Source organism: Roseovarius litoreus, assembly GCF_900142765.1.
Lineage (GTDB): Bacteria > Pseudomonadota > Alphaproteobacteria > Rhodobacterales > Rhodobacteraceae > Roseovarius > Roseovarius litoreus.
Map to the genome: position 1 here is coordinate 1 of NZ_FRCB01000001.1, position 21,070 is coordinate 21,070.

General features: G+C 63.2%; 20 protein-coding genes. 7 read left to right on the forward strand and 13 right to left on the reverse strand.

Going from position 1 to position 21,070, the window contains the following annotated elements:
• The 4 genes from F3H35_RS00005 to rpsL all read right to left on the reverse strand — a co-directional run.
• Window positions 1-94, reverse strand: a 94-nt coding sequence (locus F3H35_RS00005; RefSeq protein ID WP_149777634.1) for a GTP-binding protein, incomplete at its 3' end; no start/stop codon positions are given.
• Window positions 95-177: 83 nt separating this feature from the next.
• Entirely contained in the window at window positions 178-2,319 is a 2,142-nt protein-coding gene (fusA, locus tag F3H35_RS00010; protein WP_149777635.1) for an elongation factor G, read from the reverse strand.
• A 19-nt stretch (window positions 2,320-2,338) separates the two neighbouring features.
• Window positions 2,339-2,809, reverse strand: a complete 471-nt coding sequence (rpsG, locus tag F3H35_RS00015) for a 30S ribosomal protein S7 (protein WP_007817137.1) — start codon at window positions 2,807-2,809, stop codon at window positions 2,339-2,341.
• A gap of 12 nt (window positions 2,810-2,821) precedes the next feature.
• Complete coding sequence (gene rpsL / locus F3H35_RS00020) at window positions 2,822-3,193, reverse strand: 30S ribosomal protein S12 (RefSeq protein ID WP_007817136.1); 372 nt, start codon at window positions 3,191-3,193, stop codon at window positions 2,822-2,824.
• A 370-nt stretch (window positions 3,194-3,563) separates the two neighbouring features.
• Here rpsL and F3H35_RS00025 point away from each other — a divergent pair, with 370 nt between their 5' ends.
• On the forward strand, window positions 3,564-4,382 hold the full coding sequence (locus tag F3H35_RS00025) for a putative rhamnosyl transferase (RefSeq protein WP_149777636.1): 819 nt from the start codon (window positions 3,564-3,566) through the stop codon (window positions 4,380-4,382).
• Here F3H35_RS00025 and F3H35_RS00030 read toward each other — a convergent pair.
• From F3H35_RS00030 to F3H35_RS00040, 3 genes are all read right to left on the reverse strand, one after another.
• Window positions 4,315-5,217, reverse strand: coding sequence for a DMT family transporter (locus F3H35_RS00030; protein ID WP_149777637.1), 903 nt, complete (start codon window positions 5,215-5,217; stop codon window positions 4,315-4,317). The genes F3H35_RS00025 and F3H35_RS00030 overlap by 68 nt on opposite strands.
• Before the next feature lie 97 nt (window positions 5,218-5,314).
• Entirely contained in the window at window positions 5,315-6,094 is a 780-nt protein-coding gene (locus tag F3H35_RS00035; RefSeq protein WP_149777638.1) for a 3'(2'),5'-bisphosphate nucleotidase CysQ, read from the reverse strand.
• The gene (locus tag F3H35_RS00040; protein WP_149777639.1) at window positions 6,081-7,427 is read right to left on the reverse strand and encodes a TldD/PmbA family protein; all 1,347 of its coding nucleotides are present in this window, start codon (window positions 7,425-7,427) and stop codon (window positions 6,081-6,083) included. The genes F3H35_RS00035 and F3H35_RS00040 overlap by 14 nt, the downstream gene beginning before the upstream one ends.
• Window positions 7,428-7,721: 294 nt before the next feature.
• On the opposite strand from F3H35_RS00040, the gene F3H35_RS00045 reads away from it, so the two are divergent.
• Entirely contained in the window at window positions 7,722-8,246 is a 525-nt protein-coding gene (locus tag F3H35_RS00045; RefSeq protein WP_149777640.1) for a GFA family protein, read from the forward strand.
• A 393-nt stretch (window positions 8,247-8,639) separates the two neighbouring features.
• Here the strand turns inward: F3H35_RS00045 and F3H35_RS00050 are convergent, their stop codons facing one another.
• On the reverse strand, window positions 8,640-11,075 hold the full coding sequence (locus F3H35_RS00050; protein WP_149777641.1) for a GcvT family protein: 2,436 nt from the start codon (window positions 11,073-11,075) through the stop codon (window positions 8,640-8,642).
• 102 nt (window positions 11,076-11,177) lie between these two features.
• On the opposite strand from F3H35_RS00050, the gene F3H35_RS00055 reads away from it, so the two are divergent.
• Window positions 11,178-12,104, forward strand: coding sequence for a LysR family transcriptional regulator (locus F3H35_RS00055; RefSeq protein ID WP_149777642.1), 927 nt, complete (start codon window positions 11,178-11,180; stop codon window positions 12,102-12,104).
• Window positions 12,105-12,341: 237 nt separating this feature from the next.
• Here F3H35_RS00055 and F3H35_RS00060 read toward each other — a convergent pair whose 3' ends face one another.
• Window positions 12,342-13,880 (reverse strand): DUF2125 domain-containing protein, encoded by a 1,539-nt coding sequence (locus tag F3H35_RS00060; RefSeq protein ID WP_149777643.1) that lies wholly within the window; start codon window positions 13,878-13,880, stop codon window positions 12,342-12,344.
• A gap of 116 nt (window positions 13,881-13,996) precedes the next feature.
• Between F3H35_RS00060 and F3H35_RS00065 the strand changes: the two genes are divergently transcribed.
• Genes F3H35_RS00065 through F3H35_RS00075 form a run of 3 tightly spaced genes read left to right on the forward strand, consistent with a single transcriptional unit; the run spans window position 13,997 to window position 15,616 of the window.
• On the forward strand, window positions 13,997-14,746 hold the full coding sequence (locus tag F3H35_RS00065) for an SDR family oxidoreductase (protein WP_149777644.1): 750 nt from the start codon (window positions 13,997-13,999) through the stop codon (window positions 14,744-14,746).
• Window positions 14,743-15,357, forward strand: a complete 615-nt coding sequence (locus tag F3H35_RS00070; RefSeq protein ID WP_149777645.1) for an enoyl-CoA hydratase/isomerase family protein — start codon at window positions 14,743-14,745, stop codon at window positions 15,355-15,357. Before F3H35_RS00065 ends, F3H35_RS00070 begins: the two co-directional genes overlap by 4 nt.
• A gap of 34 nt (window positions 15,358-15,391) precedes the next feature.
• The gene (locus F3H35_RS00075; RefSeq protein WP_188129818.1) at window positions 15,392-15,616 is read left to right on the forward strand and encodes a hypothetical protein; all 225 of its coding nucleotides are present in this window, start codon (window positions 15,392-15,394) and stop codon (window positions 15,614-15,616) included.
• Window positions 15,617-15,935: 319 nt separating this feature from the next.
• Here F3H35_RS00075 and F3H35_RS00085 read toward each other — a convergent pair whose 3' ends face one another.
• The 3 genes from F3H35_RS00085 to F3H35_RS00095 form a co-directional block, all read right to left on the reverse strand.
• On the reverse strand, window positions 15,936-17,078 hold the full coding sequence (locus F3H35_RS00085; RefSeq protein WP_149777646.1) for an AI-2E family transporter: 1,143 nt from the start codon (window positions 17,076-17,078) through the stop codon (window positions 15,936-15,938).
• Window positions 17,079-17,230: 152 nt separating this feature from the next.
• Window positions 17,231-18,613 carry a multicopper oxidase family protein gene (locus F3H35_RS00090; protein ID WP_149777647.1) on the reverse strand — a complete coding sequence of 461 codons (1,383 nt, stop codon included), beginning with the start codon at window positions 18,611-18,613 and terminating at the stop codon, window positions 17,231-17,233.
• Window positions 18,614-18,697: 84 nt separating this feature from the next.
• A complete protein-coding gene (locus tag F3H35_RS00095) occupies window positions 18,698-18,991 on the reverse strand; it encodes an HNH endonuclease family protein (protein WP_149777648.1) in 294 nt (97 codons plus the stop codon).
• 115 nt (window positions 18,992-19,106) lie between these two features.
• On the opposite strand from F3H35_RS00095, the gene F3H35_RS00100 reads away from it, so the two are divergent.
• Complete coding sequence (locus tag F3H35_RS00100) at window positions 19,107-20,279, forward strand: TIGR03862 family flavoprotein (RefSeq protein ID WP_149777649.1); 1,173 nt, start codon at window positions 19,107-19,109, stop codon at window positions 20,277-20,279.
• A 76-nt stretch (window positions 20,280-20,355) separates the two neighbouring features.
• Here the strand turns inward: F3H35_RS00100 and F3H35_RS00105 are convergent, their stop codons facing one another.
• The gene (locus tag F3H35_RS00105; protein WP_149777650.1) at window positions 20,356-20,946 is read right to left on the reverse strand and encodes a glutathione S-transferase family protein; all 591 of its coding nucleotides are present in this window, start codon (window positions 20,944-20,946) and stop codon (window positions 20,356-20,358) included.
• Between the last annotated feature and the right edge of the window lie 124 nt (window positions 20,947-21,070).

Genomic DNA, 21,070 nt, shown 5'->3' on the forward strand with positions numbered 1-21,070 from the left:
TCGCCGCCGTCAGTGTCGTCTTGCCGTGGTCAACGTGACCAATCGTGCCGATGTTCACATGCGGTTTCGTGCGGTCAAACTTTTCCTTTGCCATGATGGCCTCCTGGTGTTGTGGCGGTGCGTGCTGGCACGCACCCTACGGGTGGGTAGGGTGCGGGGGCGTCCCCGCACCGCTTCTTATGCGTATTTCGACTGGATCTCTTCGCTGATGTTCTGCGGCACCGGTTCGTAATGCGAGAACAGCATCGTGAACTGGGCCCGGCCCGACGACATCGAGCGCAGCGTGTTGATATAGCCGAACATGTTGGCCAGCGGCACATTGGCGTCGATCACGATCGCATTGCCGCGGGTCTGCTGACCCGAGACCTGACCGCGACGGGACGTCAGATCCCCGATGATGCTGCCGGTGTATTCTTCGGGCGTCACCACCTCGACCTTCATGATCGGCTCGAGCAGTTTCGCGCCGGCCTTCTTAAGACCTTCGCGCATGCACATACGGGCTGCGATCTCGAAGGCCATGACCGAGGAGTCCACATCGTGGAACTTGCCGTCGATCAGTGCGACCTTGAAGTCGATCACCGGGAAGCCGGCCAGCGGACCGCTGTCCATGACGCTTTCGATGCCCTTCTCGACGCCGGGGACGTATTCCTTGGGAACCGACCCGCCGACGATGCGCGACTCGAAGCTGTAGCCTTCGCCCGGCTCTGTCGGCGAGATGATCATCTTCACCTCGGCGAACTGACCCGAACCACCCGACTGTTTCTTGTGGGTGTAGGTATGCTCGACCTCGTGACCGATCGTCTCGCGGTAAGCCACCTGAGGCGCACCGATATTGGCTTCGACCTTGAATTCCCGCTTGAGACGGTCAACCAGAATGTCGAGGTGAAGTTCGCCCATGCCCTTCATGATGGTCTGACCCGATTCCAGATCGGTTTCGACGCGGAAGGACGGATCCTCGGCGGCAAGCCGCTGGAGACCCTGGCTCATCTTTTCCTGGTCGTTCTTGGTCTTCGGCTCGATCGCGATCTCGATGACCGGATCGGGGAAGGTCATGGTTTCCAGAACGACCGGTTTCTGCGGATCACACAGCGTGTCACCCGTGGTCGTTTCCTTCAGACCAGCCAGAGCGATGATATCGCCCGACCCCGCCCAATCGATCTCTTCGCGCGAGTTCGAGTGCATCATCATCATACGACCGATACGCTCTTTACGGCCCTTCGTGGCGTTCAGAACGCCCGCGCCCTTCTCGAGCAGGCCCGAATAGATGCGCGTGAAGGTCAGCGTGCCCACGAACGGGTCGTTCATGATCTTGAACGCCAGACCGGCAAACGGCTGGTCGTCACCGGGGCGACGCTCGATGTTGCGTGTCTCGGTTTCGTCATCCGGCGAGAAGCCCATGTAGGGCGGCACGTCGAGCGGACCCGGCAGATAGTCGATCACGGCGTTCAGAAGCGGCTGCACACCCTTGTTCTTGAAGGCCGACCCGGCCAGAACCGGCACGAAGCTCATCGACAGCGTACCCTTGCGGATAAGCGCGCGCAGGGTCACCTCGTCGGGCTCTTCGCCCTCGAGGTAAGCTTCCATCGCGGCATCGTCCATTTCGACGGCGTTCTCGATCAGCTTGCCGCGCCATTCCTCGGCCAGCTCTTTCATGTCGTCGCGGATGTCCTGCACGACCCAGCTTGCGCCAAGGTCTTCGCCCTTCCACACCCATTCCTTCATGGTCACCAGGTCGATGATGCCTTCCAGCTTGTCTTCGGCCCCGATGGGCAGCTGGACCGGCGCCGGAACCGCACCGGTGCGGCTGGCGATCATGTCGACGCAGTTGAAGAAGTCGGCGCCGATCTTGTCCATCTTGTTGACGAACACGATCCGCGGCACCTTGTAGCGGTCAGCCTGACGCCACACGGTTTCGGTCTGAGGCTCAACGCCGGCATTGGCGTCCAGAACAGCAACGGCACCATCCAGAACAGCCAGCGAACGCTCGACTTCGATTGTGAAGTCCACGTGGCCGGGCGTATCGATGATGTTGAAGCGGAATTTGGCTTCCTGCGGCGTGTCGCCATAGATGCCGGTGGGGTTTTCGCCATCCTCGGTGCGGAACCAGAAGGTGGTCGTCGCCGCCGAGGTGATGGTGATCCCGCGTTCCTGCTCCTGCTCCATCCAGTCCATGGTGGCCGCACCATCGTGCACCTCACCGATCTTGTGAGACTTGCCGGTGTAGAACAGGATGCGCTCGGTGCAGGTTGTCTTACCCGCATCGATATGCGCCATGATGCCGAAATTGCGGTAGCGGTCGAGCGAAAATTCGCGTGCCATGTCGTGAGCCTCTACGGGTTTACCAGCGGTAATGGCTGAAGGCTTTGTTCGCCTCGGCCATCTTGTGAGTGTCTTCGCGCTTCTTGACGGCCGTGCCGCGGCTGTTCACCGCGTCCAGCAGTTCGCCGGCAAGGCGCTCTTCCATCGTGTTCTCATTGCGAGCGCGCGATGCGTTGATCAGCCAGCGGATCGCCAGCGCCTCACGGCGTTCGGGACGCACCTCGACAGGCACCTGATAGGTGGCACCACCAACGCGGCGCGACCGAACCTCGACCGACGGCTTGATGTTGTCCAGCGCCTCGTGGAACACTTCCACCGGCGCGCGCTTGGCCTTGTCCTCGACCCGGCCGAGCGCGTTGTAGACGATCTTTTCTGCGACGGATTTCTTGCCGTCGATCATCAGGTTGTTCATGAATTTCGTCAGAACCCGATCACCATACTTGGCGTCGGGCAGGACTTCGCGTTTTTCTGCGGCGTGACGACGGGACATCTGTAATTCCTCTTACTTCGGACGCTTCGCGCCATATTTCGACCGGCGCTGCTTGCGGTCCTTGACGCCTTGCGTGTCGAGAACGCCGCGCAGGATGTGATAGCGCACACCGGGAAGGTCTTTCACACGGCCGCCACGGATCAGAACCACCGAGTGCTCCTGAAGGTTGTGGCTTTCACCGGGAATATAGCTGATGACCTCGAAGCCATTCGTCAGGCGCACCTTGGCAACCTTACGCATGGCCGAGTTCGGCTTCTTCGGCGTCGTGGTATAGACGCGTGTGCAGACGCCACGCTTCTGCGGGCATCCCTGAAGATGCATGGACTTCTGGCTTCTGACTTTGGGCTGCCGCGGCTTGCGGATCAGCTGCTGGATCGTTGGCATTGGGTCTCTTTCCCCGTCTCTCAACACATGTGTCTGCACGAAAATCGTGCGGGTTCATTTTCGCTGCGCTCTACGCGTCCGCAAAACGCAAAAACCGCAATCGCATCCTGTTCGTTCAGGTACGACGCGGTGGGTTTCCAGAGGATCGGGGCATAGGCGCCCGGATCGTGACCACTTCAGTTATGATGTCGGCGGCGGGGCGACCCCCTTGGCCTGGATGGGGCGCGTATATGGGGAGTCGCCGGGGTTGTCAACAGCCCCTGTCCCAAGCTTTGCATGACGCACTTGACCTGCCGACCGGCTTTGGCCTTGTTCCCGTCCTCCGCATTTGTCAGCATGACGCAAATGGCGTCAAGCGTGGTCTGGTCCAATGCGCGTTCTGGGTATCTGCCGGTTTTCCTATCCTGCCCTTGGCGGGTTCAAGCGTATGCATGACTCCATCGAGGACCGCGAGGCCTATCTCTATGCGCCCGACCGCATGGAACTGCGCTTCAGGCATTTCGAAACCCTCACGCTTCCCTCGATCGCCGCACAGCGCGACCCGGATTTCACCTTTCTTGTTTTGATCGGCGAGAGCCTGCCGAAACCCTATCTCGACCGGCTGCACGACCTGACCGCGGCGGTTCCGCAAATCCGTATCGTGGCCCGTCCGCCGATGAAGCACCGGCTGGCCATGCAGCTTGTCCTTCAAGAAGAACTGGCCGGCGTCGAGACCGAGTCGATCCAGTTCCGGCTGGACGATGACGATGCGGTTGGCATCCACTTCATCCGCGCCCTGCGCCGTACTGCCCGTCGCAGCACCCGGATGCGCGAGGGCTGGCGCAACATGGCCATAGAATATCGCAGCGGCTACAGCGCGCGGCTCTCCGCCGACGGCATCAGCGCGCGCCCCGTGCAGGCGCCTTTCTGGGCGTGTGGTCTGGCCGTGCTGTTCCGTCCGGGCGATCCCAAGACGGTGATGAACTACGCCCATCACAAACTGCACGAGGTGATGCCCACCCTGATCGAGCCCTCGACGCCGATGTTCATTCGCGCCTTGCACGACGACAACGATTCCGGCGCCAACGACACCCGTCTGAAACCCCTGACCGAGGCCGAAAGCGCCGATCTCAAGGCCCGTTTCAACGTGGACGAGGCACAGGTGAAAACCGTCTTTTCCGGCCAATCTGCGCTTCGCGATAAAGCATGAACAACCCCGATCCCACCACGATCGCAGCACCCACAAGCGTGATCGGCTCCGGCCATTCATCGAAGACCAGCCATCCCAGCACCAGCGCCCAGATCAGCCCGGTATAGCGAAACGGCGCGATGAAGCTGATCTCGCCCACGCGCATCACCATGATCGAACACAGATAGCCGCCGATGATCATCACCGACGCGCCCATGGTCAGGACACTGGCGCGCAGGTCCATCGGCACCCAGTCTCCGGTCAGGCTGGCCAATCCGAAAAAGACCATGATCGACCCCGAGGTGATGAACGTCACAAGCATCGACGGCGTCTCGCGCGCCAGCCTTCTTGTGGCAAGATCGCGCAAGGTGACGAATCCCACCGCTGCCAGCGCATAAAAGGAATAGATCGTGAAATCCTCCGCGCCGGGCCGCACGATCAGCATCACGCCCACGAAACCGACAAGGATCGCCGACAGCCGCCGCCACCCGACAGAGTCGCCGAAAAACAGTGCCGCGGCCAGCGTGATGGTCAGCGGAATCGCCTGCAGGATCGCAGTCACGTTCGCAATCGGCATATTGAACAGCGCGGTCAGGAAGAAATAAGCCGCCCCGATCTCGCCCACGATGCGCAGCACGATGCTGCCCGTGTCCCGGCGCGACAGCCTTGCGCGAAAGGCGCCCATCCACCAGGCGATGCCACCCACAGCGAGGGTGGTCAGCACCCCGCGCAGAAACAACAGTTGGAACAGGGGAACCTCCCCCGCCAACGCTTTCATGAAGGTGTCGTTGATGGTGAACGCCGCCATCGAGGCCATCATAAGGACCGCCCCGGTCAAATTGTCGGATCGTGGCATTCTCGCGGCTTTCACAAAGGTCTTCGCCAAGATGTAGACCCGGAACGCCGCGACCGACAAGGGGCAGATGCGGCGCCTCGCGGCTTGTTTTCACCGGTCAGACCGGCGCCAGCGCCTCGGCGATCGCCTCGTGCAGGCGTGGATTGGCCGCGACCACGCCATTGACCTGCGGCACCCGGTTGTTGAAGCGCAACGGCAGCGCCTCGCGATCCGAGGTGCGCGCCCCCGCCTCGCGCAGGATCAACTCCCCGGCGGCAATATCCCATTCCCAACTGGGCCTCAGCGTCAGCATCGCGTCATAGCGCCCCTCGGCCACAAGGCTCAGCCGGTAAGCCAGCGACGGACGATAGGCGCGCTTCACATCCGGCACTCCGCCCGGCCAGTGCTCGGGCGCGTAATTCGGTTTGGCCGCCAGCAACGTGGCCCCGGTCAGATCGTTGCGTGCGGTAACGCGGATCGGCATGTCGTTCAGCAACGCCCCCTGCCCTTCGGCGGCAACATACATCTTGCCGCGCGCCGGCAGATACACGACCGCCGCCGTCACCCGCCCCCGCTCGGCCACCGCGATCGCATGCGCCCAGGTGCCCGAGCCTTCGATGAAACTGCGCGTGCCGTCGATCGGGTCGACGATGAACACCCGCTCGGCACTCAGCCGCGCGGAATCATCCTCGGTTTCCTCGGACAACCAGCCATAGCCGGGACGCGCCGTGCGCAGCCGCTCTTCCAGCAGCGCGTTCACCGCCATATCGGCCTCGGTCACAGGCCCCAAGCCGCCGGGCTTGTCCCAGCGTTTCGCCTGCGGTCCGGCAAAGCCCATCGCCACATCGCCCGCGGCGCGCGCCGCGTCGATCAGAAGCCCAAGATCACTCGCCGGCAATCGTCAGCCCCTCGACCAGAAGCGACGGCACCACCCGGCTCAGCCACGGACGCGCATCATTGGCCGCAATCATGCGCCGCAGCATCTCGGGCAAACTGCCCGCGATGGTGCATTCGTTGACCGGGCCGGTGATCTCACCGTTCTCGACCCAGAAGCCCGACGCGCCGCGCGAATAATCGCCTGTGTTTGGGTTGATGGTCGAGCCGATCATCGACGTCACCAGAAGCCCCGTACCCATCTCGGCAATCAACGCCTCCCGGCTCCGGTCCCCTTCGGTAAGCTCCATGTTCCATGTGCCGGGGCTTGGCGGCGAAGATGCACCGCGCTTGGCATTGCCCGTGGGCGCCATCCCCAGCTTGCGCGCATTGGCCAGATCCAGCGACCAGCCCGTGAGAACGCCATTGTCCACCAGCGCGCGCCGCTGCGTCGGCAGTCCCTCGGCATCGAAGGGGCGCGAATTCATCGCCCGCACCCGATGCGGATCCTCGATCAGCGACATGCCCTCCGGCAAGACCTGATCCCCCAGCCGGTTCAGCAGCCACGAGGATCCCCGCGCAATCGCGGCACCATTGGCCGCCATCAGCAGATGCCCGATCAGCGACGATGAAATCCGCTCGTCGAAAAGCACGGGATAGGCCCCCGTGCGCGGCCGGCGCGGGTTGAGCGCGGCAACAGCCCGCTCCCCGGCAGTCCGGCCGATCTCGTCGGCGCTGCGCAGATCGGCCTGAAAGATGCGGCTGTCGCCGTCATACTCGCGCTCCATGCCAGTGCCTTCGCCCGCGATCGCCACACAGGACAAGCCGCGATCCGTCCGCTCATATCCCCCGGCAAAGCCGTTGGTCGCCGCCATATGCACCGCCCGCCAGCTATAGCCGGCACTCGCCGATTGCACCTGGCTGACCCCCTTGACCGCCAATGCCGCGGCCTCGGCGGCGCGCGCATCTTCCTGCAGCGCCTCGGGCGTGGGCTCGGGCGTGGGATCGCACAGCTCAAGCCCCTCCGCATCCCTTGGCGTGGCAAGCTGGCCGGGATCGGCCAGACCGATATAGGGGTCTTCCGGCGCCTCGCGCGCCATGGCCACCGCCCGTTCCGCCAGCGCCGCCAGCGTTTCGGGCCGCGCATCCGACACCGACACACAGGCCTGACGCTGCCCCATCAGCACCCGCAGACCGATATCGATGCCCTCGGCGCGCTCTGCCTGCTCAAGAGTGCCGCCGCGCATGTCGATGGTCACCGAGCGTCCCTCGATGGCGATGGCGTCGGCCGCCTCGGCTCCCGCCTTTCGCGCGGCGGCAAGAACAGCGTCTGTCAGCTTGTCGAGGGCTTGGGTCATGACTGTCTCCTGAATGCGCGCAACAGGTAGCCCCTGCCCCGCCCCCCTGCAAGTGCGCTGTCTGTCAAAATGGCCGGGGTGACCGGCTTGGATGGTCCGTCTGCGTGGGGTTGGAAGTGGTCCTGCACGCCGCAAGACTGTCCGCCGGGCACCCGCCTCCATCGCATTCTTGGCCCCTTGCTCTGCCTTGATCAGGATGCGTCGCGGCGGTCATTGGCTGCGACCTGCACCATAGCCCTGATGCGGACAAACCCGTCATTAAGTGATAATATCAACCACCGAAAAGGAGGCCCCATGAAAATCGGACACTGCCTTTGCCGCGAGATTGAATTTGGGGTCGAGGGACAGCCAAACGACATCATCAATTGTCACTGCAACTTCTGCCAGAGGGCCACTGGCTCCGCGTATTTGGTCGAAACGATGTTCGACAAGGAAAAGTTTCATCTTCTGCGCGGGGCACCTCAAGTTTATGACCACATGAGCGAAGGAAGCGGCAAGGTGATCCATATTAATTTCTGTGGCACCTGTGGAACCAAAACCCATATGACCTTTGATCGCTATCCCAGTTCGGTCGGTGTCTTCACCGGTACTTTCGACGAAAAAGACTGGTTTGAAAGAACACGTGAAAATGCGCCTCATTTCTTTCTGAGCGCAGCACTGAACGGCACGGTACTACCCGCAGGGTTCGAGATATATGACGCGCATTACTGGCAATCGGAGGGCGTCGCGTCTAAGCCGGTTGTGTTTGATCAACACACAATTGTCACCGATCAACTGAAAGCCGAAAGTGTTGAGCGATTACGGAAGGGGACACCGTGATTTCGAGCCGCGCAAAATTCTGCTTCCAAAGGCCCCATTTCGCATCCTGCAAGTCCGTTCCGGGCGTGAAGCGGTCATGCGGTGATGCAGCACTCGCATACGCGCCATCAGCGCCCCTCTGAGTTGCCCCAAGGACCACTATCGCCCCAAAGCGCACCGCTAACCCATAGCTTGACACTGCGATAGCTGACCTTCGCCGCGCAACTTGCGAACTCACAAATTGTGGGACGAAGCGTTCTTTCGCTGCACTTGCTCCAGTTGCCGCTTTCGGGACATCCTCGTTCCGAGAATTGACCAAGACCGGTCGCCTCTGTCCGCGCCATAAGCGATTTTTCCGCCAGACGTCGCGTAGATGTTGAGCCTGGGCAAAACTCTGCCGCGGTCAAGGATCCATCAGCTTCGCATCCGCTCGAACTTCGGATCGTACGGCGATGGTTCGATGACCTGCGCGGCAACACGTTCACCGCATAGATCCAAGTCCATCACTGCGCCGGTTCTGGCCAGGTCCGGTGCGATGAACGCGTAGGCGAGGTTCATGCCAACGCGATGCCCGTAGGCTCCAGATGTGATTGTGCCGACCACTTTATCGGCGAGCATCAAGGATGCACCTGGATGTGCCGGCGCGTGTGCCGCATCGATCCTGAGCGTCACCAGCTTGCGACCCGGCCCCGCCACCCGACGTTCGAGCAACGCGGCCTTGCCGATGAAGTCGCCCTTGTCGAGCGTCACGAACCTGGCCAGTCCCGTCTCGAACGGGTCAAATTCGGTGATCAGGTCGGCCTTCCAATGGAGGAACCCCTTTTCCATGCGCATGGACTCGACCGCACGGGCGCCAAAGAGTTTCAGTCCGTATGCTTGACCCGCTTCTCGCAACGCCAGATAGGCAGCGTAGAGCGACGCGTTTGGCACGTGGATCTCATACGCCAACTCCCCGGAGAAGCTCACGCCCATGACGGTGGCCGGTGCGAAACCGATGCAGCATTCCCTTACGGACAACCACGGGAAGCCGTCCGCCGACCAATCTCCTCTCGCGCAGTCCGACAGCACAGCGCGCGCCCTTGGACCCGCGAGTACGAGGATCGTTTGATCATTGGTCAGGCTGCGCAACCGCACGTCTTCATCCGCCTTCAGATGCAACTTCAGCCAATCCATGTCATGGTATTCCGACGCCGCTGCCGACCCGTACCAGACCCTCTCGGGTCCGCGGTCCGATGCAGGCAGGTTGGCAACCGTCGCTTCGGCTTTGATGCAGCCGTGATCATTCAGGAGATAGCCAAGGCCGACGCGGCCCGCGCGCCGGGTCACAGTCCCGCAGATCATGCGATCCAGAAATGCATGGCGGTCGGCCCCCGTGATCTCGATCCGGTTGAACCCGTTGACTTCGGTCAAGCCGACATTGGTGGTCACGTTCTGCACTTCTGCTGCGACCACATCGAATGCCTCGTCAAAGTCGAAGCTCAGCGACGGACGGAAATCGGGCGATGGTTTGAAGTAGTCGACGCGCTCCCACCCGTTGACCACCGTGAATTCCGCACCTTCGGCGGCCAGGACAGGGGTCAAAGGGGTCGTCTTGGCATTGCGCCCGGCGGGGCGATGCTCATGCGGGAAATGGAACCTGAACTCGTTCTGATAGTCTTCGATGGCCTTGCGCGAGGTCAGCTCCACCGTTGCATGTCCCGTGAAGCGGCGCGGATCGATGACCCAGGTGTCATAGCATGCTTCGCCATGAACGATCTGCTGCGCCAGAAGCCAGCCATGCCCGCCGCCTTCACCCAGGCCCGCGCGCAGGCCGATGATGCAAAATGCGTTGCGCTTGCCCGGAATCGGGCCAACGAGGGGCGCGCCATCCATCGTATAGGTGATCGGTCCGTTCACAACGCGCTTGATGCCGACCTCGGCCAGCACGGGCATCCTCTGGAACGCGCCTTCAAGCACATCCATCACCCGATCAAGATCATCCGGGCACAGATCATTGGAAAAGCTCGGACTGATCCCATCCATGCCCCATGTCTTGCAATCCTGCTCGTAAAACCCCACCAGCAGGCCGTTCTTTTCCTGACGGGAATAGTAGTCCGAAATCGGACAGCGCAGCAGCGGCATCCGGTGCCCCGCCTCGGCAATGGCCGGGATGTCCTCCGTGACGAAATACTGGTGCTCCATGGATGCCACCGGGTGCTGGACGCCCATCATCGCACCAACCTCGTTGACGCGATAGCCACCCGCATTCACGACGATATCGCAATCGATGTCGCCATGTTCGGTGTGAACCGTCCACGTATCGTCCCTGTGCTGGGTCAGGCCCGTCACGGGGGTGCTGCGATAGACCTCTGCCCCGGCCTTGCGAGCATGAAACGCCAATGCCTGGCATAGTTGGGCCGGGTCAATATCGCCGTCTTGGCCATCCCAAAGCCCGCCAAGCAGGTTTTCGGTCGCGATCAATGGGTGACGGCGCGCGCATTCTTCTGCATCGATGACCTCGAATTCCACACCCATACCACGCGCCATGGAAGCGAAATGGCGATAGCCTTGCATCTGCGCCTCGGTGTTGGCCAGCCGAATGCCGCCATCCCCATGATGATATCCCACGGGATATTCTGGATCGTCCCGCAATTTCTTGTAGAGCGCGATGGAATGAGATTTGAGCCCCACCATCGTCTGGTTCATGCCGAAATTCGTGACCTGCGCCGCCGAATGCCATGTCGTGCCCGAGGTCAGCTCATCCCGCTCGACCAAAACCACGTCGGACCATCCCTCTTGCGTGAGGTGATACAAGGTCGAGCACCCCGCGATGCCACCGCCAATGACAACGACTTTGGTTCTGGATTTCATGGCGCGCTCCCGGTTTTTAGCCCAGCAAACTTTCGCAAATCTCCTATCCTTTGAAAAATCTTTTTAAATGAGATAATATCTCAGATATTCTGAGGTTACAGCATGACCCTATCTCTTCGCGCGCTGCGCTATGTTCAGGCAGCCTTGCAGCATGGCAGCATAACAGCCGCCGCAGACGCCATGCATGTGACGCCATCGGCCATTGCAGCCGCATTGGATCAGGCAGAGGCCATTTTCGGCATAACGCTCGTCACCCGTGCGCGTGCCAAAGGCGTCTTCCCGACGTTGACAGGCCGTGACGTAGGCCGGGGTATCGACGATCTGCTGGAAAGATATGATACCTTGATGTCAGGCGTATCCGACCTGAAATCGAGCCTCTCAGGCAATCTGGCCATCGGCTACAATGCACCGATTGCGCCAGCTTTCTTGCCGCGTCTTGCAGCAGAGATGTCAGCCGCGCACTCCGATGTTGTGTTTACCTTTACCGAAGGCAACAACGATTCCGTGCAGAAGGGACTGATGGACGGACAGTTCGACGTAATCCTCTTTGTCGAAGAATTGCCCAATCCCCAAATAGAAACACAACCGCTTATCTTTGCGCCCACCTATTGCTTGTGCCCTGCAGATCATGCCCTAGCGCAGCATGAAACCGTGTCCGTCTCGCAGATTGTGCAAGAGTCACTGATCCTTTTGGACCGTCCCGCCGCGCGTGGATATTATATGGATCTCCTTGAACAGGGCGGCTCAGACCTTCGCATCGTCGCAACCGCCAATTCGACCGAAATGGTCCGTTCCCTTGTCGCCTCAAGGATCGGGATATCTTTGCTGAACATGAAACCCCGCGACGTTCTGACCTATGCGGGCGACCAGATACGCTGCCTTCCCATCGCCGACAGCACAAGCGGCGTCACCCTATCGTTGGGGTTTGCACCGGGGCCAAAACGAAGACTCGTGCAGATGTTCGTCGATAACTGCATGGCATCTTTGCAAGGACCATTGGGCGCGGATTTGATAGTATCCAAACCCTGATTGCGCCCGACTTGAAGCAGCCCCCGATTAACCGGAAAAGATGACGTTTCGCCCCCTCTCGGCGGCCTCCCCCCTGTTCCCACTGGCACCCCACGACACAGGCCCGGTGAGGCGCAGGACGGCCCGTGACGCAGACGCCCCCAACCCGAACCGCAATCACCCCCGCCAAAAAAACCGCCCCCGCAATTCCTGCGGGGGCGCGTGACCGTCGCCTCATGTCAGCCGAACCTCAGCGCGTTACTGGATGCGCTGGCCATTGGCCAGAACATGGCCCTCCTCGTTGACCTCGATGGTCGAAACCAGCTCGTCCTCGCCACCGCCGGGCCGCGCGAAAAGACCCATCATCATCCGCATCCCGCTGGCCTGATCCTGCGGGACCAGCCCCATCGCAACCAGCTTGTCCAGCAGCGCATTGCCGCCCACCAGCCGCAGGTCTAGCGCGCCAGTCGGCGCGGGCATCCCGTCGAATGTCTCGAGGTTGGTATTGTCGAAGGTGAACGCCCCCTCGCCAGTCAGTTCCGCCCCGGCAAGCCTCACGGTCAGGGAATTCAGCGCCAGCGTCTCAAGCTCTGCCGGCACCGCATCACTGTCGTCCATCGCTTCGGCCTGTTCGGGATCCAGCAGATCGAAGAACAGCCGCGCCTTGCCCGCAAGGTCGAACGCCACAGTCGCCGGATCGCGCGGCAATTGCGCGCCCGGATCGAACATCGCCCAGATCATCTCGGACATGGTGAAATCCGACAGCGTGAACCGCGCGGCGAAATCCTGCGCCTCCTCGCTTTCCAGAACCGGGAACATCAGGTCCAGTCCGAAGGTCTCGGTCGCGAAAGCGACCGGGAAGGGCAGATCGCTGGTCTGCATGTTGAGCTCCATCCCCTCGGCCTTGCCGCCGTAATGCAGCTGGTCACCGCTCATCTGCACATCAAGCTGACCGCCGCGCGACGCGGTGCTCCCCTCCAGCGTCTGGTCGTCTTCTTCAAAGGAAAACTCCGACGATCCCGCCGCGAAGGTAAACCCGCCATCCAGCGCAAACCCGTCCCTCAGCATTCCCGCCATGTCCGATCCGCTCACCTCGAGCGGAATCTTGGTGTCGCCCTTGAAGGCGATGCTCTCATAGCCACCCTTGGCCACCATGCGCCCGCCGGTTTCGGGATCGGTGATGTCGAGATCATAGCTCACCGGCCCCGCCGAGAAATCCTGTGTCGTGTCGCGCAGCGCGGCCATGGTCATCGTGGTCGTGCCCGCAAGATTGGCGATGGTCATGCTGGCATCGCCGAACTCGACCGGGGTTCCATCGGCCACGATCTCATCCAGCGCCATGGTCAGCCGGGCCGCCGCATAGCTGTAGGTCAGATCGTCCGGATCCCCCGCAACGGTCATCACAAGTCCCTCGTTGCTGACATCCAGCACCGTCTGAACCTCTTGCCCCTCATCGTCACGGCCCATCATGCGCAGCGGCATGCTGGCCGGGAACGACACCGTCACCGTTCCATCGCCATTATCGGCCAGAACCAGCTCGGAAATGCTCATCGAGGCACTGGCCCCCTCTTCGGGCACATCGACGGACATCGTCATGTCCGAAATCACCAGATCACCGCCGGATTGCGATTCGCTCGCCTCCAGCTGATAGCCGAGACCCTCGAAATAGGCCTGCCAATCGTCCCAGACCTGCTGCGGCGTGACCTCCGCCCAAAGCGGCGCCCCCGTCATCGAAATACACAATGCCAAACCCGAGCTGGCCAAATTCCTGCGGACCGTCATCACGAACCCTTTCATAACAAATTCGCCTCCAGCTTCCGCGCTTGTGCCGCCTGGGTCAAGGGGAGTTCTGGCTGGACCCCGCCAAAACCGCAGGGTACCAGAGACACCATCCGGACCAAGGGGGAGACGGCATGGACCTGACAGGAAAAACGGTTCTGATCACCGGCGCAAGCCGCGGCATCGGAGAGGCGGCGGCCCATGCCTTCGCCAGCGCAGGCGCGAATGTCGCCCTTGCCGCGCGCAGCGGCGACGCCATCGCCGCAATCGCAGAAAAGATCGGCAGCTCCGCCATCACCATCCCCTGCGACGTCACCCGCTACACGCAGGTCGAAGCCGCCGTCGCAGCCACCATCGCGGCGTTCGGGCGGCTCGATATCCTGATCAACAATGCCGGTGTGATCGAACCGATCTCGCATCTTTCCTCGGCCGATCCCGAGGGCTGGGGCACCGCCATCGACATCAACCTCAAGGGCGTGTTCCACGGAATGCGCGCTGCAATGCCGGTCATGCTGAAACAGGGCGGCGGTACGATCCTGACCGTCGGATCGGGGGCCGCCCACAACCCTCTGGAAGGCTGGAGCCACTATTGCGCCTCCAAGGCCGGAGCCCTGATGCTGACACACTGCGCCCATCTCGAAGGGGCGGATCGCGGGCTGCGGGTCATGAGCCTCTCGCCGGGTACCGTCGCCACGCAGATGCAGCACGAGATCAAGGCCAGCGGCGTCAATCCGATCAGCCAGCTGGACTGGTCCGACCATATCCCACCCGACTGGCCCGCCCGCGCCCTTGTCTGGATGTGCACCGCGCAGGCCGATGCCCATCTGGGGCAGGAAATTTCCCTGCGCGATCCCGAAATGCGCCGTCAGGTGGGCCTCGCATGATCCGGCTTGAGCAGGATGGCGGCGTCTGGACCGCCACGATCGACCGGCCCGAAAAGGCCAATTCCCTGACCGAAGAGATGCTGACCGAACTGGCCCGCATCGCCGAGGCCGCCCACAAGGAGGCCCGCGTGCTGATCCTGACAGGCGCAGGCCCGGTCTTTTCGGCAGGCGCCGATCTTGACGCCGCGCGCACCGGGCTTGCCACATCCGCGGTGTGGGAACGGCTCAGCGGGGCGATCGCCGGATTTCCCGGACTGTCCATCGCCGCCCTCAACGGCACGGTCGCTGGCGGGGCCATGGGCATGGCGCTGGCCTGCGATCTGCGGATCGCCGTGCCCGGCACGCGGGCCTTCTATCCGGTGATGAAACTCGGCTTTCTGCCGCAGCCCTCCGATGCCGGGCGCATGATCGCCCTGATCGGCCCTGCCCGCACCAAGATGATCCTGATGGGCGGCCAGAAGATCGACCACGAGACCGCCTTGGACTGGGGCCTGTTCGACCGCATCGTCGCACCCGACGCGCTTTTGCCTACCGCGCTCGATATCGCTGCAGATGTGCTGTCGGCAGAGCACCGGCACGTGGCCACCATCAAGCGCATGTGCCGGGTCTGAGCCTCAGGCGGTTTCGAAACCGCCTTCCAAGGCCTTGGGATCCGCGCTGTCACCTTGCGGACCACTCTGCCCGCACAGCAGCCGAACGATCCCGAGGGGCAGCCAAAACCTCGACCACGAGACCGCGCTGAACCCGGGCCTGTTCGACCGCATCGTCGCACCTGACGCGCTTTTGCCAACCGCGCTCGATATCGCTGCAGATGTGCTGTCGGCAGAGCATCGGCACGTGGCCACCATCAAGCGCATGTGCCGGGTCTGAGCGTCAGGCGGTTTCGAAACCGCCTTCCAAGGCTTTGGCATCCGCGCTGTCACCTTGCGGACCACTCTACCCGCACAGCAGCCGAACGATCCCGAGGGGCAGCCAGAACCTCGACCACGAGACCGCGCTGAACCCGGGCCTGTTCGACCGCATCGTCGCACCTGACGCGCTTTTGCCAACCGCGCTCGATATCGCTGCAGATGTGCTGTCGGCAGAGCATCGGCACGTGGCCACCATCAAGCGCATGTGCCGGCTCTCCGCGTCAGGCGGTTTCGAAACCGCCTTCCAAGGCCTTTCGAAAGGCCTTGTACCTGCCCCTTCACCCCTTGCGGTTCTCGATTTCCTCGGCCAGCCGGTCCAGCTCCTGCTCGTCCTCGGGCAGGCCCTCGCGCGACAGCAGAACCGCCACCTTGCGCAGCTCGGGCACATGCGAGCAGACCACCAGCAGCATCACCATGATCGGCACCGACAGGAACATGCCCGGAATGCCCCACACCGCCCCCCAGAAGGCGAGGCTCATGATGATCCCGAACGAAGACAACCGCAGCGCCCGGCCCATCATCCACGGATCGATCACGTTCCCGTTGATGAACTGGATCGCGCCGGTGATCAGGAACAGGATGCCGGTGGTCTGTGCATCTCCGGTCTCGACATAGCCGACCAGCGCCACCATGCCGGTGGCCACGATCGAGCCGATATTGGGGATGTAATTCAGGATGAAGGTCAGGATACCCAGCGCCAGCGCCAACTCGATCCCGAAGACCTGCGCCACCACATAGATCATCGCACCCGTGATGACGCTGACCACGGTCTTGACCAGAAGGTAATAGTTCACCCGGTGAATGATCGAGGTGATGATCTTGGTGGCCCGCGCGGCCTGCCCCTCATCCTCGAAGAAATTGGTCATCTTGGTGTCGAACCAGATACGCTCCGCAAACAGGAACCCCACGAACAGGATCACCAGAACCGTGCCCTGCATCAGGTTGCCCGCCTGCCCCGCCACAGTGCGCACATAGCCTGAAATCTCGACCGAGCGCAGCGAATTGAACACCGCCGTCTCGACATCCTCGCCCATCCACCCAAACAGCGACGCCACCGCCGAGGGCGCCCGTTCCGCATAGGAGACGGTCGTGACCAGCACCGTGTTCAGCTGCGCCAGCAGGATCGAAGACAGCACCAGCAACGCCGTCGAGATCAGCACCAGCGCCGCGATCGACGCCAGCCAGTTGGGCACACCGAACCGTCCGATCCTCTGCCGCGCGATGAACCGGATCACATCCGATGTCAGTGCGAACAGAATGATCGCCACCGCCAGCGAGATCAGCAGGAACCTCGCCTGCACAAGCATGAACAGCACCACCGCAAACGCGATGATGACCAGCGCCGTGGTCCTGACCCGCGCGTGGTTTTCCGTATCTCCCAGAAGACCCTGCCCAGGTTTGCCGTTGCTTCCGTCTGCCATGTTTCAGATCACGTGTCCGATCCCGGATATCGCGCCAACTATGGGCGGTGGGACGCCCGGTTACAACCCGCACCCGCCCGGCACACCCCACCTGCCGCCGCATTGCTCAAAACTCAAGCAGCTTGCAAACCGGCCCGCGCCTGCCAGCCGCCTCAGCTCACCCGGATCCAGTTCATCATGCCCGACATCTGGTGACTGGGCATGTGACAATGAAACATCCAGTCGCCCGGGGTCTCGGCCACAAAGGCGATCTCCCGCACCTCCCCCGGCGCCACCCGCAGGGTATCGCGCCATGGCCCCAGACTGCCATCGTTCATGACCTCCCGGAAATGCATCCCGTGCAGATGCATCGCATGGCTGAACGCTGTCCGGTTGGTCATCGGGATACGGATCGTCTCGCCCAGGAACGCATCCACCAGCGGCGCCTCCCCCATCCCCGCCATCCCGTTGAACGCCCAGAACTGCCCCGCCTCCGCGAGCGCGCGCATCTCCATCTTGTTGCCCCGCCAGACCGCGCCCTCGGGCAGGCCTCGCATCGCGCCGCCCTCCATCACGAGCGGTACCGCCCGCGCCCCCTCGAGCTCGAGCAGCGGCATGTCATTGGGCACAAGCGCGGCCGGCGCATCGCGCGCCACGCCCCCCGGCCCGGTCACCTCGAACCCCGCCAGCGCATAGGTCCCGTCCCTCTCGACCGACGCGATCAACGCCTCCTCCCCCGGCTCGGCCAGAAGATCGACCAGAATATCGGCCCTCTGCGCCGGGGCGATCACCACCTCCTCGATCTCACCCGGCGCCTCCAGCGGCATCCCGTCCAGCGCCGCAAGCCAGACCCGCATCCCCCGGAACCTCAGCGTAAAGATCCGCGCCGTCGCCGTATTGACCAGCCGCAGCCTCAGCCGCTCACCCTGCGCCACCTTGCGGCGATACTCGGGCCGCGCATTCACCGTCACGTAATTGCCCAGCCGCCCGGCATGCGACATGTCGTGCCAGGCTCCGAAATCGTCGCGGATCACCGCATCGCTCGCCATCCGCCAGTCATCCAGCACCAGCACCTCGTCCCCATCCACGTCAGGCCTTGCCGCTTCGGGCTCATCCACCACCAGAACCCCCGCCAACCCGCGCGAGATCTGCTCGACCGAATGGGCATGCGGATGATACCAGAACGTCCCCGCATCCCTCAGCGCAAAGCGGTAATCGAATCCCTCACCCGGCCTGACCGGCGCCTGCGTCAGCCCCGGCACCCCGTCCATCTCGTTGGGCAGGCGCAGCCCGTGCCAATGGATCGTGCTGTCCTGCTCGGGCAGCGCATTCTCCAGCCTGACCTCCAGAACCTGCCCCTGCTCATAGCGCAGCGTTTGTCCCGGCACCTGCCCGTTATAGGCCCAGACCTCCGTCTCGGGATACGCCTCCGGTGCAAGCCGCACCCTCTCCGGCGCCGCCCTCAAGATCGGTGCCGCGGCCGCCCCGGCCCGGCGTGCAAGCCCAAGCAACGGCAGCCCGGCGGCCCCGGCAATCACCTCCCGACGGTTCGGCATCTGTCGACCTCTCCCTGATGTCCCCCGGCTGCATATGGTGCGTGCCCGCGCCCAATGGTCAAGACCCGCGCTGCAAAACCGCTCTCACCGCTTGCGCCGCCCGCCCGCCGTTCTGGAATGAAAGGCCGGCGGACGCCGTGCCACCCAGGCGATGAAGCGCCTGAGCCTCGGATGCGCGCGCAGCGCCTCGATCGTGGCATGATCGCGCGCCAGCTCCGCCTCGGTCAGCGTGGCGTGAATCTCGTTATGGCAAATCTGGTGCAACAGAACCGTCGGCCCTCCCTTGCCGCCCTTCAGCTTGGGGATCAGGTGATGCAGGCTTTGCTTCGCCTCTGGCAGTATGGGCCTTTCACAGAGCGGACAAACCGGATGAACCATCGCTTTTCCTTGATCCTCGCCGATGTTGCAGGCAAGAGGATGGACCGGCGACGGACATTTGCAAGAGGTGGGACATGCAGCCCGACAATCCCCGGAAACGGACCCCGCCCGCCCCATGACCGGCGCTCTGGTCATCGGCGCCGGGCCCGCAGGTCTCATGGCGGCCCAGGAGCTGGCCCTGGCGGGCCATGCCGTGACCCTGGCCGAGGCCAAACCCTCGGTTGCGCGCAAATTCCTGATGGCCGGAAAATCCGGCCTCAACCTCACCCATGACGCCCCCATGGACAAGGTGCTCGCCGCCTTCGGCGCCGCGGCCCCCGCACTGCGCCCGATGCTGGACGCGTTCGGCCCCGATCAGATCCGCCATTGGGCCGAAGATCTCGGACAGCCGCTCTTCACCGGCTCCACGGGCAGGGTCTTTCCCGTCGCGATGAAAGCCTCGCCGCTCTTGCGCGCCTGGCTCTCGCGGCTTGACGGCCTCGGGGTGCGGATCGTGACGCGCTGGCGCTGGCAGGGCTGGGATGCGGCAGGGGCCGTGCTGTTCGACACACCCGACGGGCGCCAAAGCCTCTCACCTCAGGTCACGATCCTCGCCTGCGGCGGCGCAAGCTGGGCGCGGCTCGGATCGGACGGGGCCTGGGCCGGGCATGTGCCCGCGCCCCTTCTGGCCCCGTTCGAGCCCGCCAATATGGGGCTCTGCGTCGACTGGTCCGCCCCGATGGCGCGCCATTTCGGCAGCCCCCTCAAGGGCATCGCCCTGCACGCCGGGGACCGGATCTCTCGCGGCGAGATCGTGATCTCCGCCACCGGCCTCGAAGGCGGCGGGCTCTATGCGCTCTCGGCAGCCTTGCGCGCGGGCGCCGCCCTGACGCTCGATCTCGCACCCGATCTTTCCGAAGAGCAGCTTCGCCAGCGCCTCTCGCGGCCGCGCGGCAAGGCAAGCCTCTCCAACCACCTGCGCAAGACCCTGAAACTCGATCCCGCGAAACAGGCGCTCCTGATGGAATTCGGCCGGCCCCTGCCGGCCGATCTCGCGCCCCGTCTCAAGGCGCTGCCGATCCGCCACAGCGGCCCGCGCCCCATGGACGAGGCGATCTCCACCGCGGGCGGGATCCGCTTCGAGGCGCTCGATGCCGGCCTGATGCTGCTGAGCCGTCCCGGCACCTTCGCCGCCGGCGAAATGCTCGACTGGGAGGCGCCGACCGGCGGTTACCTTCTGACCGGATGCCTCGCCACGGGCCATTGGGCCGGCCGCGCCGCCGCCGCCTGGCTGCGCCCGCCCGGCTGACCGGACCGGTTCCCGGTTTCTTCTGGCCGAAAATATCCCAGGGGGTCCGGGGGACAGCGTCCCCCGCCGCGACGGGTCAGGGCAGCGCTGCGGCCCGCGCGAACGCCTCTCTTCCCGTCAGGCGCGCGACATACTCCGCCAGCACCGCATCCGGCTCGGGGAATCCGGCCTTTCCGGCCCACAAAAGGCAATGCGCCAACAGGATGTCCGGCACCAGCATCTCATCGCCCATGAGGAAGCTCCGGCCCTGCAACCCGGCCGAAAGCCGTTCGAGATTGCGGGCATATTCCCATTTCAACGGCTCCTTGACCTGCGGCACGCGGTGCTCTTCGGGCAGGATGAAACTATGGCGCGCGGCGGTCCAGAGCACCGCATCCACATCGTCGAGGATCTGATGGGTCAGCGCGTCCTGTCGGGCGCGTGCGATGGTTCCGGCGGGATGGGTGAACTGGCCGTGCTTGTCCGCAAGATAGGTCATGATCGCGGTCGAATCGGTCAGCACCTCATCGCCATCGCGCAGCGCCGGGATCTTGCCCGACGGGTTGGCCTCCAGCGCCTCCTTGCTGCGCGGGGCGACCGCGACATGCTCATAGGGCTGGCCCATCTCTTCCAGAAGCCACAAGACGCGGAACGCCCGGCTCGCGCGGGTGCCGATGACCTGATACATGCGATGTCCTTTCTCGGGATCGGGCTGGGTGGTTCACCTTGGCGCAGCCCCGGCCCCTTGGCAAGCGCGCGGCGTGATAACCCGCGGTTTTTACCGATCCCGCACCGACGCGATACCGACGTTA

What these genes read in the sequence shown, in the direction of transcription:
- fusA (WP_149777635.1), bottom strand. Translation starts at nt 2,319, where the DNA reads ATGGCACGCGAATTTTCGCTCGACCGCTACCGCAATTTCGGCATCATG.
- rpsG (WP_007817137.1), bottom strand. Translation starts at nt 2,809, where the DNA reads ATGTCCCGTCGTCACGCCGCAGAAAAACGCGAAGTCCTGCCCGACGCC.
- rpsL (WP_007817136.1), bottom strand. Translation starts at nt 3,193, where the DNA reads ATGCCAACGATCCAGCAGCTGATCCGCAAGCCGCGGCAGCCCAAAGTC.
- F3H35_RS00025 (WP_149777636.1), top strand. Translation starts at nt 3,564, where the DNA reads ATGCGCGTTCTGGGTATCTGCCGGTTTTCCTATCCTGCCCTTGGCGGG.
- F3H35_RS00030 (WP_149777637.1), bottom strand. Translation starts at nt 5,217, where the DNA reads ATGCCACGATCCGACAATTTGACCGGGGCGGTCCTTATGATGGCCTCG.
- F3H35_RS00040 (WP_149777639.1), bottom strand. Translation starts at nt 7,427, where the DNA reads ATGACCCAAGCCCTCGACAAGCTGACAGACGCTGTTCTTGCCGCCGCG.
- F3H35_RS00045 (WP_149777640.1), top strand. Translation starts at nt 7,722, where the DNA reads ATGAAAATCGGACACTGCCTTTGCCGCGAGATTGAATTTGGGGTCGAG.
- F3H35_RS00050 (WP_149777641.1), bottom strand. Translation starts at nt 11,075, where the DNA reads ATGAAATCCAGAACCAAAGTCGTTGTCATTGGCGGTGGCATCGCGGGG.
- F3H35_RS00055 (WP_149777642.1), top strand. Translation starts at nt 11,178, where the DNA reads ATGACCCTATCTCTTCGCGCGCTGCGCTATGTTCAGGCAGCCTTGCAG.
- F3H35_RS00060 (WP_149777643.1), bottom strand. Translation starts at nt 13,880, where the DNA reads ATGAAAGGGTTCGTGATGACGGTCCGCAGGAATTTGGCCAGCTCGGGT.
- F3H35_RS00065 (WP_149777644.1), top strand. Translation starts at nt 13,997, where the DNA reads ATGGACCTGACAGGAAAAACGGTTCTGATCACCGGCGCAAGCCGCGGC.
- F3H35_RS00070 (WP_149777645.1), top strand. Translation starts at nt 14,743, where the DNA reads ATGATCCGGCTTGAGCAGGATGGCGGCGTCTGGACCGCCACGATCGAC.
- F3H35_RS00085 (WP_149777646.1), bottom strand. Translation starts at nt 17,078, where the DNA reads ATGGCAGACGGAAGCAACGGCAAACCTGGGCAGGGTCTTCTGGGAGAT.
- F3H35_RS00090 (WP_149777647.1), bottom strand. Translation starts at nt 18,613, where the DNA reads ATGCCGAACCGTCGGGAGGTGATTGCCGGGGCCGCCGGGCTGCCGTTG.
- F3H35_RS00095 (WP_149777648.1), bottom strand. Translation starts at nt 18,991, where the DNA reads ATGGTTCATCCGGTTTGTCCGCTCTGTGAAAGGCCCATACTGCCAGAG.
- F3H35_RS00100 (WP_149777649.1), top strand. Translation starts at nt 19,107, where the DNA reads ATGACCGGCGCTCTGGTCATCGGCGCCGGGCCCGCAGGTCTCATGGCG.
- F3H35_RS00105 (WP_149777650.1), bottom strand. Translation starts at nt 20,946, where the DNA reads ATGTATCAGGTCATCGGCACCCGCGCGAGCCGGGCGTTCCGCGTCTTG.